The organism is Pseudomonas sp. S04 (genome assembly GCF_009834545.1).
In the GTDB taxonomy this organism is placed as follows: Bacteria; Pseudomonadota; Gammaproteobacteria; order Pseudomonadales; family Pseudomonadaceae; genus Aquipseudomonas.
Genome location: NZ_CP019427.1, coordinates 1,413,511 through 1,427,667, shown reverse-complemented (window position 1 = coordinate 1,427,667; position 14,157 = coordinate 1,413,511). Strand labels below are relative to the sequence as shown.

General features: G+C 62.6%; 14 protein-coding genes. 10 read left to right on the top strand and 4 right to left on the bottom strand.

The genetic code is table 11. The annotated features are described in order from the left end of the window. Positions 1–13: 13 nt before the first annotated feature. Complete coding sequence (locus tag PspS04_RS06230) at positions 14–1,399, bottom strand: sensor histidine kinase (protein WP_095167131.1); 1,386 nt, start codon at positions 1,397–1,399, stop codon at positions 14–16. Beyond that, on the bottom strand, positions 1,392–2,063 hold the full coding sequence (locus PspS04_RS06225) for a response regulator (protein WP_095167129.1): 672 nt from the start codon (positions 2,061–2,063) through the stop codon (positions 1,392–1,394). The genes PspS04_RS06230 and PspS04_RS06225 overlap by 8 nt, the downstream gene beginning before the upstream one ends. A gap of 234 nt (positions 2,064–2,297) precedes the next feature. On the opposite strand from PspS04_RS06225, the gene PspS04_RS06220 reads away from it, so the two are divergent. From PspS04_RS06220 to PspS04_RS06200, 5 genes are read left to right on the top strand one after another with little or no spacing between them, the layout of a single operon-like run. Continuing rightward, positions 2,298–3,590: an OprD family porin gene (locus PspS04_RS06220; protein WP_159994195.1), complete on the top strand. Its 1,293-nt coding sequence runs from the start codon at positions 2,298–2,300 to the stop codon at positions 3,588–3,590. Positions 3,591–3,644: 54 nt separating this feature from the next. After that, positions 3,645–4,634, top strand: a complete 990-nt coding sequence (locus PspS04_RS06215; protein WP_159994193.1) for a Bug family tripartite tricarboxylate transporter substrate binding protein — start codon at positions 3,645–3,647, stop codon at positions 4,632–4,634. 60 nt (positions 4,635–4,694) lie between these two features. Further along, positions 4,695–5,153, top strand: coding sequence for a tripartite tricarboxylate transporter TctB family protein (locus PspS04_RS06210; protein WP_159994191.1), 459 nt, complete (start codon positions 4,695–4,697; stop codon positions 5,151–5,153). A 1-nt stretch (position 5,154) separates the two neighbouring features. Next, on the top strand, positions 5,155–6,669 hold the full coding sequence (locus PspS04_RS06205; RefSeq protein ID WP_159994189.1) for a tripartite tricarboxylate transporter permease: 1,515 nt from the start codon (positions 5,155–5,157) through the stop codon (positions 6,667–6,669). After that, on the top strand, positions 6,662–7,705 hold the full coding sequence (locus PspS04_RS06200; RefSeq protein ID WP_095167121.1) for an AbrB family transcriptional regulator: 1,044 nt from the start codon (positions 6,662–6,664) through the stop codon (positions 7,703–7,705). The genes PspS04_RS06205 and PspS04_RS06200 overlap by 8 nt, the downstream gene beginning before the upstream one ends. 38 nt (positions 7,706–7,743) lie before the next feature. Here the strand turns inward: PspS04_RS06200 and ung are convergent, their stop codons facing one another. Continuing rightward, positions 7,744–8,436: a uracil-DNA glycosylase gene (gene ung / locus PspS04_RS06195; RefSeq protein WP_095167119.1), complete on the bottom strand. Its 693-nt coding sequence runs from the start codon at positions 8,434–8,436 to the stop codon at positions 7,744–7,746. Positions 8,437–8,568: 132 nt separating this feature from the next. Between ung and PspS04_RS06190 the strand changes: the two genes are divergently transcribed. Then, positions 8,569–9,681, top strand: coding sequence for an enoyl-CoA hydratase/isomerase family protein (locus PspS04_RS06190; protein WP_095167117.1), 1,113 nt, complete (start codon positions 8,569–8,571; stop codon positions 9,679–9,681). Positions 9,682–9,734: 53 nt separating this feature from the next. On the opposite strand, the gene PspS04_RS06185 is transcribed toward PspS04_RS06190, so the two are convergent. After that, positions 9,735–10,193 (bottom strand): hypothetical protein, encoded by a 459-nt coding sequence (locus PspS04_RS06185; protein WP_095167115.1) that lies wholly within the window; start codon positions 10,191–10,193, stop codon positions 9,735–9,737. Positions 10,194–10,423: 230 nt separating this feature from the next. Here PspS04_RS06185 and PspS04_RS06180 point away from each other — a divergent pair, with 230 nt between their 5' ends. From PspS04_RS06180 to PspS04_RS06165, 4 genes are all read left to right on the top strand, one after another. After that, complete coding sequence (locus tag PspS04_RS06180) at positions 10,424–11,911, top strand: sensor domain-containing diguanylate cyclase (protein WP_159994187.1); 1,488 nt, start codon at positions 10,424–10,426, stop codon at positions 11,909–11,911. Further along, a complete protein-coding gene (locus tag PspS04_RS06175; RefSeq protein WP_159994185.1) occupies positions 11,904–12,122 on the top strand; it encodes a cysteine-rich CWC family protein in 219 nt (72 codons plus the stop codon). Before PspS04_RS06180 ends, PspS04_RS06175 begins: the two co-directional genes overlap by 8 nt. Before the next feature lie 32 nt (positions 12,123–12,154). After that, entirely contained in the window at positions 12,155–12,847 is a 693-nt protein-coding gene (locus PspS04_RS06170; RefSeq protein ID WP_159994183.1) for a pseudouridine synthase, read from the top strand. A 311-nt stretch (positions 12,848–13,158) separates the two neighbouring features. Then, the gene (locus PspS04_RS06165; protein WP_159994181.1) at positions 13,159–14,043 is read left to right on the top strand and encodes an alpha/beta fold hydrolase; all 885 of its coding nucleotides are present in this window, start codon (positions 13,159–13,161) and stop codon (positions 14,041–14,043) included. The last annotated feature ends 114 nt before the right edge of the window (positions 14,044–14,157 follow it).

The window sequence follows — 14,157 nt, the reverse complement described above, 5'->3', positions numbered from 1 at the left end:
GGCTTAGTTGTTTTTAGCCCGCGATAAAACTGACCCGAACCTTCAGCCCAGCCTGTGCACCGTCGTGCAGAGTAATGTGGGCCAGGTGCGCGCGGCAGATTTCCCCGACAATCGCCAACCCCAAGCCAGACCCTGCGACTTGCTGGTTGCGGCGGTAGAAGCGTTCGAACACCCGGTCACGCTCCTCCAGCGGAATCCCCGGCCCGTCATCTTCAACCTCCAGCACTGCCGGCGCGCTGACGCGCAAGATCACGTTGCCACCTGCTGGCGTGTGGGCCAGGGCGTTGTCCACCAGGTTGCTCAGCAACTCGTTGAGCAGTGTCGGCTCACCGCGCAACCACACCGGTTCGTCAGCTTCCAGCGCCAGGGCAACCCCCCGGGCATGGGCCAGAGGTGCCATGGCCATGCCGAGTTCGCGTGCCAGTTGGCTCAGGTCGAGCAACTGCGCCCCGCCCTCGGCAATCGCCCGCGCGCCATTCTCGACACGGGCCAGCGACAGCAGTTGATTGGCCAGGTGCGTCAGGCGATCGGTGCCTTGGGCGGCGCTTTCCAGGGTGCTGCGCCAGGTCTGCGGCTCAGTGGCGCGCAAGCCCAGTTCAAGGCGCGCCTTGAGCGCCGCCAGCGGGGTGCGCAACTCGTGGGCGGCGTCGGCAATGAATTGCGCCTGGCGCTCGAACTGGCCGCGCAGGCGCTCGGTGAAATGGTTGAGGGCGCGCACCAGGGGCCACAATTCACGCTGTACCTGGACCAACGGCAGCGGCCGCAAGTCATCCGGTTGGCGCTCTTCCACCGCGGTGCGCAAGCGCTCCAGCGGACGCAACGCGGCACTCACGGCAAACCACACCAGGAGCAAGGCGCCTCCGGCGAGCATGCCCAGGCGCAGCAAGGTATCGGCCATCAGGCTGCGGGCCATGCTCACTCGCGCCTCGTCGGTTTCCGCCACGCGAATTTCCGCCATGCCGTTCATGTTCGGTTCGCTCACGGCCTTGAGCAGGCTGACGACCCGCACGTTCTGGCCCAGGTAAGTGGCGTTGTAGAAGCGTGCCAGCGCCGGATAGTCGTCGGTGCGCGGGGTGCCGGGCGGCGGGCCCGGGAGGTTTTCGTAACCGGAAATCAGCTTCTGGTGGATGTCGTTGACCTGGTAGTAGATGCGCCCGGCACTGTCGTAGGCGAAGGTGTCCAGCGCCACGTACGGCACATCGGCACTGAGGCTGCCGTCACGCTGGGACAGGCCGGCGGCGATGGTCCGCGCCGAAGCCAGCAAGGTCCGGTCATAGGCGGTGTCGGCCGCTTCCCGGCCATTCCAGTAGGCGCTCAGGCCGCTGGCGATCATCAGCACCACCAGCAACAGCGCGAGGTTGCCCAGCAACCCCCAGCGCAGACTCCTGGGCTTATGCATCACGGCTTTCCAACAGGTAGCCCAACCCCCTGAACGTGACGATGGCCACTGAGTGCCCGTCGAGTTTCTTGCGCAGGCGGTGCACGTAGATTTCGATGGCGTCGGGGCTGGCCTCCTCGTCGAGACCGAACACCTGGGAGGCCAATTGCTCCTTGCTCATCACCCGCCCAGGACGGGCAATCAGCGCCTCGAGCACGGCCTGCTCGCGGGAGGTCAGGGTCAGCAGTTCGTCACCGAGGCTGAAGCGCCGGGTGTCGAGGTCATACACCAGCCCCCCGCAACGCTGCTGGCGTTCGCCACCCAACACGCTGCGGCGCAGCAGAGCCTTGACCCGCGCTTCAAGCTCGGTCAATTCGAAGGGTTTGGCCAGGTAGTCGTCGGCACCGAGGTTGAGCCCATGGACCCGATCCTTGACGTCGCTGCGGGCGGTCAGCATCAGCACCGGGAGGTTTTTGCCACGGCTGCGCAAGCGCGCCAGTACTTCAAAACCGTCCATGCGCGGCAGGCCCACATCGAGGATCGCCACCGCGTAGTCCTCGCTGCTCAAGGCCAGGTCGGCCGCCACCCCATCGTGCAGCACATCCACGGTCAGCCCTGTGCTCTTGAGCGCCTGGGCGACACTTTCGGCCAGCTGCAGATGGTCTTCGACGAGAAGCACGCGCATGGATCTTTACCTCAGGTGGGGATGGTCGACGCCATTCTTCGGCGCGGAGTTTACAGCCGCATCCGCCGCTGTGAAGCCCGTAACCGGTGAAAGTATTCTGAAAGGTTAGCGAAAGGTTGGCCCGTTAGAGTCCAGCCACGGACAGTTTCGACTGCCGTGTCCTTGAGAGTAGTGAACGAAAAACGCCCCGATGCGTTTTCGCCCCAATAAGAACAATAAATGGAGTGCTTCACGATGCTGTCTACGCAGCCCCAGGCTTACCTGCCTGTTCGTTTTTCCCGCCTTGGTACCACCGCCCTTGCCAGTGCCGCCGCCCTAGCCGGCTTTACGCCTGCCAGTCATGCCGCCTTCTTCGAAGACAGTAGCGCGACCCTGGAAACCCGCAACATGTACTTCAACCGCGACTTTCGCAGTGGCACCAGCGCCCAGCAATCCAAGCGTGACGAGTGGGCCCAGGGCTTCATGCTCAACCTCGAGTCGGGTTACACCGACGGCACCGTCGGGTTCGGGGTCGACGCGCTGGGGATGCTCGGGATCAAGCTCGACTCCAGCCCCGACCGTACCGGTACTGGCCTGTTGCCAACCCATGACGACGGGCGCGCGGCCGACGAATATTCCAAGCTAGGCCTCACCGGCAAGGTGAAGATCTCCGCCACCGAGCTGAAGATCGGCAGCCTGATTCCCGAGTTGCCGATCCTCAAGGCCAACGACGGACGCATCCTGCCCCAGACCTTCGAAGGCGGCCTGCTGACCTCCAGGGAGATCAAGAACCTGACCTTCACCGGCGGGCGCCTGGACAAAGCCAAGGACCGCGACAGCACCAACTTCGAAGACGTCGCCCTGAACAACAAGAACAGCCGTTTCGCCGGCACCGTCGCGGGCAGCCATTTCGATTTCGGCGGCCTGGACTACAAGTTCACCGACAAGATCACCGCCAGCTACCACTTCGCTCAATTGGGTGAGGTCTACAACCAGCACTTCCTCGGTTTGCTGGCATCACAGCCGGCAGGTCCGGGGACGTTCGCCGCCGACCTGCGCCTGGCGGTCAGCGACGATTCCGGTCAGGCCCGCGGCGGCAAGATCGACAACAACTCCCTCAACGGCCTGTTGAGCTACGCCTTGAGCGGGCATAAATTCAGCGCCGGTTACCAGCACATGTCGGGCGACAGCGCCTTCCCCTATGTCGACGGCTCCGATCCCTACCTGGTCAACTTCGTGCAGATCAACGACTTCGCCGGCGCCGAAGAACGCTCCTGGCAGGCCCGTTACGATTACGACTTCGCCAAGCTGGGCGTGCCCGGCCTGAGTTTCATGAGCCGTTACCTGAGCGGTGACAACATCAAGCTCAACAATGGCGAGACCGGCAAGGAATGGGAACGCAACACCGAGATCAAGTACGTGGTGCAAAGCGGCGCCCTCAAGGACGTCGCCCTGCGCCTGCGCAATGCCACCTATCGTTCGAACTATTCGGCCCGCGACGCTGATGAAGTGCGGGTGCTGGTGAGCTACAGCGTTGCCCTCTGGTAATGGACTCAAGCCGCAACCGTGCCACTCCAATAACAACTCCTGTGGAGACGACCGATGAATTTTTCGCTGCGTAACCTTGCTCTCGCCGCCAGTTGCCTACTGGTCACCGCCCCCCTGCTCGCCGCCGACAGCACTGAGCCCAAGCGTCCGGAATGCATTGCCCCGGCGTCGCCCGGCGGTGGTTTCGACCTGACCTGCAAGCTGGTGCAGAGCGCGCTGGTCAACGAAAAGCTGCTGTCCAAGCCGATGCGCGTGACCTACATGCCCGGCGGTGTCGGCGCCGTGGCGTACAACGCGGTGGTCGCCCAGCGCCCCGCCGATGCCGGGACCCTGGTGGCCTGGTCCAGCGGTTCGCTGTTGAACCTGGCCCAGGGCAAGTTCGGCCGTTTTGATGAAAACGCCGTGCGTTGGTTGGCGGCAGTCGGCACCAGCTATGGCGCCATCGCCGTGAAAAACGATTCGCCCTACAAGAACCTCGACGACCTGGTGCAGGCGCTGAAGAAAGACCCGAGCAAAGTGGTAATAGGTTCCGGCGGCACGGTGGGCAGCCAGGATTGGATGCAAACCGCCCTGATCGCCAAGGCTGCCGGGATCAACCCTCGTGACCTGCGGTACGTGGCACTCGAAGGCGGTGGCGAAATTGCCACTGCCCTGCTCGGTGGTCACATCCAGGTCGGCAGTACCGACATCTCCGACTCCATGCCGCACATCCAGAGCGGTGACATGCGCCTGCTCGCCGTGTTCGCCAACGAGCGCCTGGACGAGCCGGAAATGAAGGATATCCCTACCGCCAAGGAGCAAGGCTACGACATCGTCTGGCCGGTGGTGCGCGGCTTCTACCTTGGGCCAAAGGTCAGCGATGCCGAATACGCCTGGTGGAAAAACGCCTTCGACAAACTGCTGGCTTCCGAAGAGTTCGCCAAGCTGCGTGACCAGCGTGAACTGTTCCCGTTCGCCATGACCGGGGTCGAGCTGGACACCTACGTGAAGCAACAGGTAGCGGACTACAAGCTGCTGGCCAAAGAGTTCGGCCTGATCCAGTAATCGCCTCGTTCTCACGGCCACCGCCCTGGCACCAATCGGGGCGTGGCCCAGGAGTTTGTCATGCTGTTACAACGCATTTTTGCTTCGGTGCTGTTGCTGGCCTGTGCCGGCCTGGCGCTGATGGCCTGGCCCTATCAGGCGTCGTTTTCCTACGAACCCGTCGGGCCGCGGGCGTACCCGCTGCTGATGCTCGGACTGATGGGCCTCGCGCTGATCTACATGCTGTTTCGTCCACAGCCGACCCGACACAGTGAAGAAGAACCGCCGCTGGACCGCCAGACGCTGGTCAAGATTGGCACCTGCGTGGCGCTGCTCCTGGTATTTGCCGGCACTTTCGAACCCTTGGGTTTCATCCTCAGCAGCATCCTGATCGGGGTGCCGATGGCGCATCTGTACGGCGGCCGCTGGCTGCCCTCTGCAGTGATCATCAGCTTGATGAGCGTCGGCCTTTATCTGCTTTTCGATAAAGTCATGGACGTTCCCCTGCCCCTCGGCCTGCTCGACGTCCTGGAGAACTGACATGGATACTTTTGGTTATTTGAGCCAGGGGTTCGGCGTCGCGCTGAGCCCGTACAACCTGGTGACCGCACTGTGTGGCACATTGATCGGCACGGTGGTCGGCCTGCTGCCGGGACTGGGGCCGATCAACGGCGTGGCCCTGTTGATTCCCATCGCCTTCGCCCTGGGCCTGCCACCGGAGTCAGCCCTGATTCTGTTGGCCGCGGTCTACCTGGGGTGCGAGTACGGCGGGCGGATCAGCTCGATCCTGCTGAACATTCCCGGCGAAGCCTCCACCGTCATGACCACTCTGGACGGTTACCCGATGGCCCGCAAAGGCCAGGCAGGCGTCGCGTTGTCGCTGTCGGCCTGGAGCTCGTTCATCGGGGCGTTTATCGCCACCTGCGGCATGGTGCTGTTCGCCCCGCTGCTGGCCAAGTGGGCGATTGCCTTTGGCCCGGCGGAATATTTCGTGCTGATGGTGTTCGCCATTGTCTGCCTCGGCGGCATGGCCGGTGACAAACCCCTGAAGACCTTTGTCGCGGCCTTGATCGGCTTGTTTCTGTCGGCGGTCGGGATCGACGCCAATAGCGGCGTGTACCGCTTCACCGGCGACAACATCCACCTGTCCGATGGCATCCAGTTCGTCGTGCTGGTGCTGGGCCTGTTTTCCATCAGCGAGATTCTCCTGTTGCTGGAAAAAACCCACCGTGGCCAGGAAGCGGTGAAAGCCACCGGCCGCATGATGTTCAACTTCAAGGAAGCCGCGTCGGTGTTTACGGTGAACATTCGTTGCGGCCTGCTGGGTTTCATCATGGGGGTCTTGCCAGGCGCCGGGGCGACACTGGCATCAGCCGTCGCCTACATGACCGAAAAACGCATGGCGGGCGCCAGCGGCAGGTTTGGTCAAGGTGACATGCGCGGCCTGGCCGCCCCGGAAACCGCCATTGGCGCGTCGGCCTGCGGCGCCCTGGTGCCAATGCTGACGCTGGGGGTTCCGGGGTCAGGTACCACGGCGGTGATGATCGGCGCCTTGTCGCTGTACAACATCACTCCGGGTCCATTGCTGTTCCAACAGCAACCGGACATCGTCTGGGGCCTGATCGCCTCGTTGTTTATCGCCAACATTATGTTGGTGATCCTCAATATCCCGATGATCCGCCTGTTCACCCGTATCCTCGCGGTACCGAACTGGGCACTGGTGCCGGTGATCGCCATCATCACCGCAATTGGTGTCTACGCCGTGCATGCCACCACCTTCGATCTGTTCTTGATGATCGGCATCGGTATCTTCGGCTACATCCTGCGCAAGCTGGACTTCCCGTTGTCGCCGGTGCTGCTGGGCTTCATCCTCGGCGGCCTGATGGAGCAGAACCTGCGACGCGCGCTATCGATCTCCGATGGTGCACTGGAAATCCTCTGGTCGAGCCCGATCACCTTCGGGGTCTGGGTGCTGACCGCATTGATGTTGCTGCTCCCGCTCCTGCGCATCTGGCGCAAGCGCTCCGTGGCCCGTCGCGCAATTGCCGATGTCTGATCGCCGGTCCTGGAAAACCTGGTGGGGAACACCGCTGGTCGGTCTGCTGGGCGGTTACCTCGCCAGTCAGATCGGCTGGCCGCTGCCGTGGATGGTCGGCTCGTTGCTGGCGATCATCCTGGTACGCTGCTTGACCCCTTGGCAATTGGCCGAGATCCCGGGCGGACGCAAGTGCGGCCAGTGGATCGTCGGCATCGGCATTGGCCTGCACTTCACTCCCGTGGTGATGGAGCAGGTCATGAGTCATTTCGGGCTGATCTTCTTCGGCGCGCTGGTGACCAGTCTTTCGGCCGTGGTCGGGGTCTGGCTGCTGCGGCGCACCGGCGAGGATCGCGCCACCGCATTTTTCTCCAGCATGCCGGGCGGCTCCGGTGAAATGGTCAACCTCGGCGCTCGCAACGGCGCCGTACTGAGCCGAGTAGCGGCCGGGCAAAGCCTGCGGGTGCTGGTGGTGGTGCTGTGTGTGCCAGCCGCCTTCAAGTACCTGCTGGGCGAAGGCGTGCCGGCCTTGCATCCGACCAGCGTCGACTGGCGCTGGCTGGCCCTGCTGTTCCCGGCGGGCGCGCTGTGTGCCTGGCTCTGGCAGCGCTTGCGCCAACCCAATCCGTGGCTGTTCGGTCCCTTGCTGGTGAGTGCCGCCGTGAGTATCAGCCTGGACCTGCACATCGGCCTGCCCGATGGCGGCAGCCAGGTCGGTCAATGGCTGATCGGCAGTGGCCTGGGCTGTCACTTCAACCGGCAGTTCTTCCGCCGCGCGCCCTCCTTCATGGGCCGCACCCTGATCGGCACGGCTCTGACCATGCTGATCGCCACCCTGGCCGCGTTGTGCCTGAGCGCCCTGACCCAGTTGGACCTGCGCTCATTGACCCTGGGCATGATGCCCGGCGGCATCGCTGAAATGAGCCTGACCGCCGAAACCCTGCAACTGTCGGTGCCACTGGTGACCGCGATGCAGGTGATGCGCTTGCTGTTCGTGCTGTTTCTGGCCGAACCGTTGTTCCGGCACTGGGACCGGCAACCGGATTCAGAGCAGTAGACCGTGTCGCGCCCGATCGGGCGCGCGAGGTTATGGCGTCAGACTGGCGGCAATCGCCATTCGATCGGCGTCTCGCCATTCTGCTCAAGGTACTTGTTGGTACGACTGAAGTGCCCACAGCCGAGGAAACCGCGATAGGCAGACAATGGCGAGGGGTGCACCGAGGTCAACACCAGGTGCTTGGTGGCGTCGATCAGTTTCTGTTTGCTCTGCGCATGGGCGCCCCACAGCAGAAACACCAGGTGGGGCTGATGCTCGCTCACCACTTCGATTATCCGGTCAGTAAAGAACTGCCAGCCTTTGCCCGCATGGGCGTTGGCATTGGCCCGCTCCACGGTCATGGTGGTGTTGATCATCAGCACGCCCTGGTCGGCCCAGCTTTGCAGGCAGCCGTGACTGGGGATGTCGATGTTCAGGTCGCGTTTCAATTCCTTATAGATGTTGACCAGCGACGGCGGCGCCGGCACGCCCGGCTGCACCGAGAAACACAGGCCATGGGCCTGGCCCGGGCCGTGGTAGGGGTCCTGGCCGAGGATCACCACCTTGACCTTGTCCAACGGCGTGGAGTTGAGCGCGTTGAAAATCATCGGGCCGGGTGGATAGATCTCCTTGCCTGCCGCACGTTCCTGTTGCAGGAAGTTGCGCAACTCTGCCATGTAGGGCTGGTCGAATTCGGCACGCAGTGCCTCCTTCCAGCTCGGTTCGAGTTTGATACGGTCGTCAGCAGTCATGGTTACATCCGGCAAAAACAATGGGGCGAACCCTAGGAAAGCCCGTCACGCTTGTCAATTGATCTGACGCAGATCCGGCACTTTCCTGCACAACGCTCATAATGAACCCTTGAATCCGCAATCGAGGTCACGATGAATCTGCACTTCGAAGAACTCACCGGCACAGATGGCGCACGCATCGGCATCGCCAGCCTGGATGCCGAAAGCACCCTCAATGCCCTGTCCCTGCCGATGATCCGCGCCCTGACCGAGCAATTGGACAGCTGGGCCAAAGAACCGCAGGTGGTCTGCGTCCTGCTGCGCGGCAACGGCACCAAGGCATTTTGCGCCGGCGGCGAAGTGCGCAGCCTGGCCCAGGCCTGTCGCACCCAACCCGGCGAAGTACCGCCGCTGGCCGCGCAATTTTTCGCTGCGGAATACCGCCTGGATTTCCGCCTGCACACCTACCCCAAGCCGCTGATCTGCTGGGGTCATGGTTATGTGCTCGGCGGTGGCATGGGCTTGTTGCAGGGCGCGAGCACCCGCATCGTCACCCCCAGCAGCCGCCTGGCCATGCCCGAGATCAGTATCGGCCTGTACCCGGATGTCGGCGCCAGTTGGTTCCTCTCGCGCCTGCCCGGCAAGCTGGGGCTGTTCCTTGGTTTGACCGGCGCCCAGATAAACGCCCGCGATGCCCTCGACCTGGATCTGGCTGACCGCTTCCTGCTCGATGAGCAGCAGGAGCAATTGATCGAAGGTCTGCTGCAACTCAATTGGCAGGAGCAGACCGCGATGCAACTCAACAGCCTGTTCAAAGCCCTGCAGCAAGAAGCCATCGAGCAAATGCCCGAGGCGCAATGGTTGCCGCGCCGCCAGCAGATCGACGAGCTGCTGGACGTCAGCGATGTGCGCTGTGCCTGGCGCGCCATCAGCCTATTGCGGGATCACCCTGACCTGCTGCTGGCCCGCGCTGCGAAAAACCTGCACGACGGCTGCCCGTTGACCGCCCATCTGGTCTGGGAGCAGATTCAGCGTGCCCGCCACCTGTCATTGGCCGCAGTGTTCCAGATGGAATACACCCTGAGCCTCAATTGCTGCCGCCATCCGGAGTTCAGCGAGGGCGTCAGGGCGCGCCTGATCGACAAGGACCACAAGCCTCGCTGGCACTGGCCGGACGTCAATACGATCCCCCAGGCGGTGGTCGATGCGCACTTTCACAAGGCCTGGGAAGGCCGGCACCCGCTGGCGGACCTGTCGGACTACTGAATCCCCGGGCACAAAAAAGCGGCGCTGGATGCGCCGCTTGCCGGTTGCCGGATCTAACGGTTGCGCCCGCCGCGCTCACCACGACCATTGTGCTCGCCATGCCGATCACCACGTCGATCGCCGCGCCGGTCAGCGTGATCGCGCCCGCCCCGCCCACCCTGTTCCCAGCGCTGGTTGCTCTGGCCGTAGTTATTGCCCCACCCCTGGTTGCGATGACCGTCCCAGCCATGGCTGGGGGTTGGGCGGTAGGCCCGGGACGGGGCCTGGTAATAACGGGGTGAAGGTTGATAGTAACGCGGCGCCGCCTGGTAATAACGCGCCGAAGGGTAATACCGCGAGGGCTGCGAGTAGTAACTGCGTGGGTAGGAATAATAAGAGCCGCCCCCGTAGTAGACCGGAGCCGGCGAAGAATAGATGTCTGAACGGTAGTAGCTGGAACCTCCGTCGTAATAAGGAACGCACGCGGCAAGACTCAAACTCATCGAAGTAATCAGAACAAGTCGGCGATACATGGCGGCCTCCTGGACCGCTAAAGAGCCACACCAGCGACGCGGGCGGGCATCAGCCAAATAATCTGCCTGACGTGATATCTGACAGCGAATTGGCAATCTGGTGCGCAGCGGCAACAGATTGATACATGTCATTCGTCGACTGGCTTGCCGCGTAACGGCGCAAATGCCCGCGTCATTTCCCCTAAGTCCCACTAGAATGCTCTGACTCAACATCGATCAACGGACTCGTCATGCCGCTTCGCTCTGCGCTGTTTTCGCAACGTTCGTTGGTCCTCACCTTGATCGCCCTGCTGGGTGCCGGCTTCCTGGCCACTTCCCTGCTCAGTTACTACGCCTCGCGCGCCTCGATTCGCGACAGCATCGTCAACACCGAACTGCCGCTGACCTCCGACACCGTCTACTCGGAGATCCAGAAAGACCTGGTCCGGCCAATCCTGATTTCCTCGATGATGTCGCGCGACACCTTCCTGCGTGACTGGGTGGTGGCCGGCGAGCGCGATCCCGGGCAAATGACCCGTTACCTCAACGAGGTCATGACCCACTACGGCGCCTACACCGCCTTCTTCGTCTCCAACAACAGCCTGACCTACTACCAGGCCAAGGGCGTGCTGAAAAAAGTCAGCCTTAGCGAACCGCGCGACACCTGGTACTTCCGCGTCCGCGACATGGCCCCGCCCTACGAGATCAACGTGGACGTGGACATGGCCAACCAGGACAGCCTGACCTTCTTCATCAACTACAAGGTCTACGACTACCAGGACAACTTCATTGGCGCGGCGGGCGTCGGCCTGACCGTCGATGCCGTGATCAAGCTGATCGACACCTACCAGCAGCGTTACCAGCGCAGCGTGTATTTCGTCGACACCGAGGGTCGCATCGTCCTCACCGGTGCCGACGGCGGCCCGCAAGGCGCGCGGGTCGGCACGGCGCTGAGCGAGCTGGACAGCATGCGCGATCTTCTGGCCACGCTGCCCAAACCCCACAGCGGCAGCTACGAATATATGACCCAAGGCCAGGGGCATTTCCTCAACGTACGGTTTATCCCGGAACTGAACTGGTACCTGTTCGTCGACAAACGTGAAGGCAGCGCCCTGCACGAGGTGCGCCAGTCGCTGTACCTGAACCTGCTGATCTGCCTGATCGTCACCCTGAGCGTGCTGGCCCTGCTCCATCGGGTGATCACGCGTTTCCAGGGCCGCATCGAAGCCCAGACCACCCTCGACAGCCTCACCGGCCTGCCCAACCGCCGCGGCTTCGACCTGCTGGCAGCGCAAGCCATGCAGGAAGCCCAGCGCGAACCCAAGCCGCTGACCGCCTTGCTGCTGGACCTGGACCATTTCAAGCGCCTGAACGACAGCCATGGTCACCTCGCCGGCGACCTGGTGCTGGCCGGTTTCGCCCGTGACCTGGAAAGCTGCCTGCGCCAGTCCGACATCGTCTGTCGCTGGGGTGGCGAGGAGTTCATCGTCTTGCTCAAGGACACCGACGCCAGCACCGGCCTGAAGATCGCCGAGAAAATTCGCCAGATGATCGAGCACAAGCACTACCGCTATGAAGGCAAATCCCTGCAAATTACCCTGAGCATCGGCTTGACCACCCTGCAGGCGGATGACACCTTGCACGACCTGCTGTCGCGCGCCGACCAGGCGATGTATCGAGCCAAACAACTTGGCCGCAACCGGACCTGTACCCAGATGCCTCACTCCAGCTATGCATAAACCCGACCTCTGCCCGGCCTGCGGCGCCAGCAACGCTTGCAGCCTGGCCGACCCGCGCACCGCCCAGCACAGTTGCTGGTGCTACACCGTGACCATCGACCCGGCGGTGCTGGCGGCCTTGCCCGCCGAACTGCGCGACCTGTCGTGCCTGTGCCCCGGCTGCGCCCAGGTCGAGGCACAACTGCAGGCAAACGGCGTCTGTGTCGCGTAAGATGCGCGCCCCTTGCCGACCTGCCGACTCCCATGCGCGTTGACCGTTTCCTCAGCAACTTGCCGCGTTTCAACCGCCAACAGGTGCGCCTGGCGCTGGTCGAGCGGCGGATCAAGGTCGACGGGCAGATCGTCAGCGACCCGCACACCGAGGTGCGCGAGTTCAGCCGCGTCGAATGCGACGACGAGGTGCTGCAAGCCGGCAAGGCCGCGCGCTACTTCATGCTGCACAAACCCGCCGGTTGCGTCAGTGCCACCCGTGACCCCGAGCACCCGACCGTCCTCGACCTGATCCATGAACCCGACAAGCTCGACCTGCACATCGCCGGCCGCCTGGATTTCAACACCACCGGTTTGATGCTGATCACCAACGACGGCAGCTGGTCACGCCGCCTGACCCAACCACAGACCAAGCTGGCGAAGATCTACTACGTCGAAACCGAGCAATTGATTACGCCCGAGTACGCCGAAACCTTTGCCCGCGGCCTGTACTTCGCCTTCGAAGACCTCACCACCCAACCCGCCGACCTGCAGTTGCTGGCGCCCCGGGCTGCGCGCCTGGCCATCATCGAGGGCCGCTACCACCAGGTGAAACGGATGTTCGGCCACTTCGACAACAAGGTCATGCGTTTGCATCGCGAACAGATGGGCCCGTTGACGCTGGACAGCCGCTTGAAGCCGGGCGAATACCGCCCACTGAGCGCTGCCGAGATCGCCTTGATCTGATTGCGCGACCGCCGGGCAGACATTGTCGAACAATTCGCCAACGGCACTTGCGCGATAGCCAGCACCCTGCTTGAATCAAACCGTCGGCCGAAATGTGACCGCCAAGTCATACCATACCTCTAAGAAACTTTTTGTCGGTTGAGCGCCTCCCGTCTCCACCTCTCCCGACAGACTGCCCGCCTATAACAACACCCGTCGACCAGACATTAACGGATCGACATGGGCCCTCACCTTCCAGGCGTATGCCTACCTGTCATAAAGCCCGTGCACACTCAGTTGCGCGCCTACACGCTTGCCAGGAGTCTTACGACATGAGGCCAGAAATCGCTGTGCTGGACATACAAGGTCAGTATCGGGTCTACACGGAGTTCTATCGCGCAGATGCCGCAGAGAAGACCATCATTTTGGTCAACGGCTCGATGGCCACCACGGCGTCGTTTGCACAGACCGTGAAAAATCTCCATCCACAGTTCAACGTGGTGCTCTACGACCAACCCTACGCGGGCCGGTCAAAAGCCCACAACCAGCATGAAAAAATGCTCACCAAGGAAGTCGAGGGGCAGATCCTCCTGGAGCTGATCGACCACTTCGCCGCCGAGCACGTGATGTCATTTTCGTGGGGTGGCGCCGCCACGATGATCGCCCTCGCGCATCGCCCGCGACGCATCGAAAAGGCCGTGATCAGCTCGTTCTCGCCAGTGATCAACGAACCGATGCGCGACTACCTGGAGCGGGGTGTCGACTACCTCGGCAACCTTGATCGCGACCGTGTCGGGCACCTGGTCAACGACACCATCGGCAAGCACTTGCCGTCGTTGTTCAAGCGCTTCAACTACCGCCACGTCAGCACCCTGGCCGAACATGAATACGGGCAGATGCACTTTCACATCAGCCACGTGCTCAACAGCGACCGCCTGTGCTACCTCAAGGCCGCCAAGCAGATCGATGTGCCCGTACTGTTCATGAACGGTGAATGGGACGAGTACACCGCCGCCAGCGATGCCCGGTTGTTTGGCAACCACGTGCAACACAGCACCTTCAGCACCATCCAGGCCACCGGGCACTTTCTCGACATGGAGCACAAAGCCGCCTGCAGAGACAGCCGCCAGGTACTGCTGGGCTTCCTGAAACCGGCGCCCCACGAAGGCCGGACGCGTTCCCACGTAACCCAGGACCACCATGCACTGGCCATTTGAAACAGCGTCCTCGCGAGCAGCCTCGCCACCTTAGGTAATCCTCTACCTGTAGGAGCAGGCTTGCCCGCGACAGACCGCGCCTTGCGTGTAAAAAACTACGTAAATGCAGATCCA

What these genes read in the sequence shown, in the direction of transcription:
- PspS04_RS06230 (WP_095167131.1), bottom strand. Translation starts at nt 1,399, where the DNA reads ATGCATAAGCCCAGGAGTCTGCGCTGGGGGTTGCTGGGCAACCTCGCG.
- PspS04_RS06225 (WP_095167129.1), bottom strand. Translation starts at nt 2,063, where the DNA reads ATGCGCGTGCTTCTCGTCGAAGACCATCTGCAGCTGGCCGAAAGTGTC.
- PspS04_RS06220 (WP_159994195.1), top strand. Translation starts at nt 2,298, where the DNA reads ATGCTGTCTACGCAGCCCCAGGCTTACCTGCCTGTTCGTTTTTCCCGC.
- PspS04_RS06215 (WP_159994193.1), top strand. Translation starts at nt 3,645, where the DNA reads ATGAATTTTTCGCTGCGTAACCTTGCTCTCGCCGCCAGTTGCCTACTG.
- PspS04_RS06210 (WP_159994191.1), top strand. Translation starts at nt 4,695, where the DNA reads ATGCTGTTACAACGCATTTTTGCTTCGGTGCTGTTGCTGGCCTGTGCC.
- PspS04_RS06205 (WP_159994189.1), top strand. Translation starts at nt 5,155, where the DNA reads ATGGATACTTTTGGTTATTTGAGCCAGGGGTTCGGCGTCGCGCTGAGC.
- PspS04_RS06200 (WP_095167121.1), top strand. Translation starts at nt 6,662, where the DNA reads ATGTCTGATCGCCGGTCCTGGAAAACCTGGTGGGGAACACCGCTGGTC.
- ung (WP_095167119.1), bottom strand. Translation starts at nt 8,436, where the DNA reads ATGACTGCTGACGACCGTATCAAACTCGAACCGAGCTGGAAGGAGGCA.
- PspS04_RS06190 (WP_095167117.1), top strand. Translation starts at nt 8,569, where the DNA reads ATGAATCTGCACTTCGAAGAACTCACCGGCACAGATGGCGCACGCATC.
- PspS04_RS06185 (WP_095167115.1), bottom strand. Translation starts at nt 10,193, where the DNA reads ATGTATCGCCGACTTGTTCTGATTACTTCGATGAGTTTGAGTCTTGCC.
- PspS04_RS06180 (WP_159994187.1), top strand. Translation starts at nt 10,424, where the DNA reads ATGCCGCTTCGCTCTGCGCTGTTTTCGCAACGTTCGTTGGTCCTCACC.
- PspS04_RS06175 (WP_159994185.1), top strand. Translation starts at nt 11,904, where the DNA reads ATGCATAAACCCGACCTCTGCCCGGCCTGCGGCGCCAGCAACGCTTGC.
- PspS04_RS06170 (WP_159994183.1), top strand. Translation starts at nt 12,155, where the DNA reads ATGCGCGTTGACCGTTTCCTCAGCAACTTGCCGCGTTTCAACCGCCAA.
- PspS04_RS06165 (WP_159994181.1), top strand. Translation starts at nt 13,159, where the DNA reads ATGAGGCCAGAAATCGCTGTGCTGGACATACAAGGTCAGTATCGGGTC.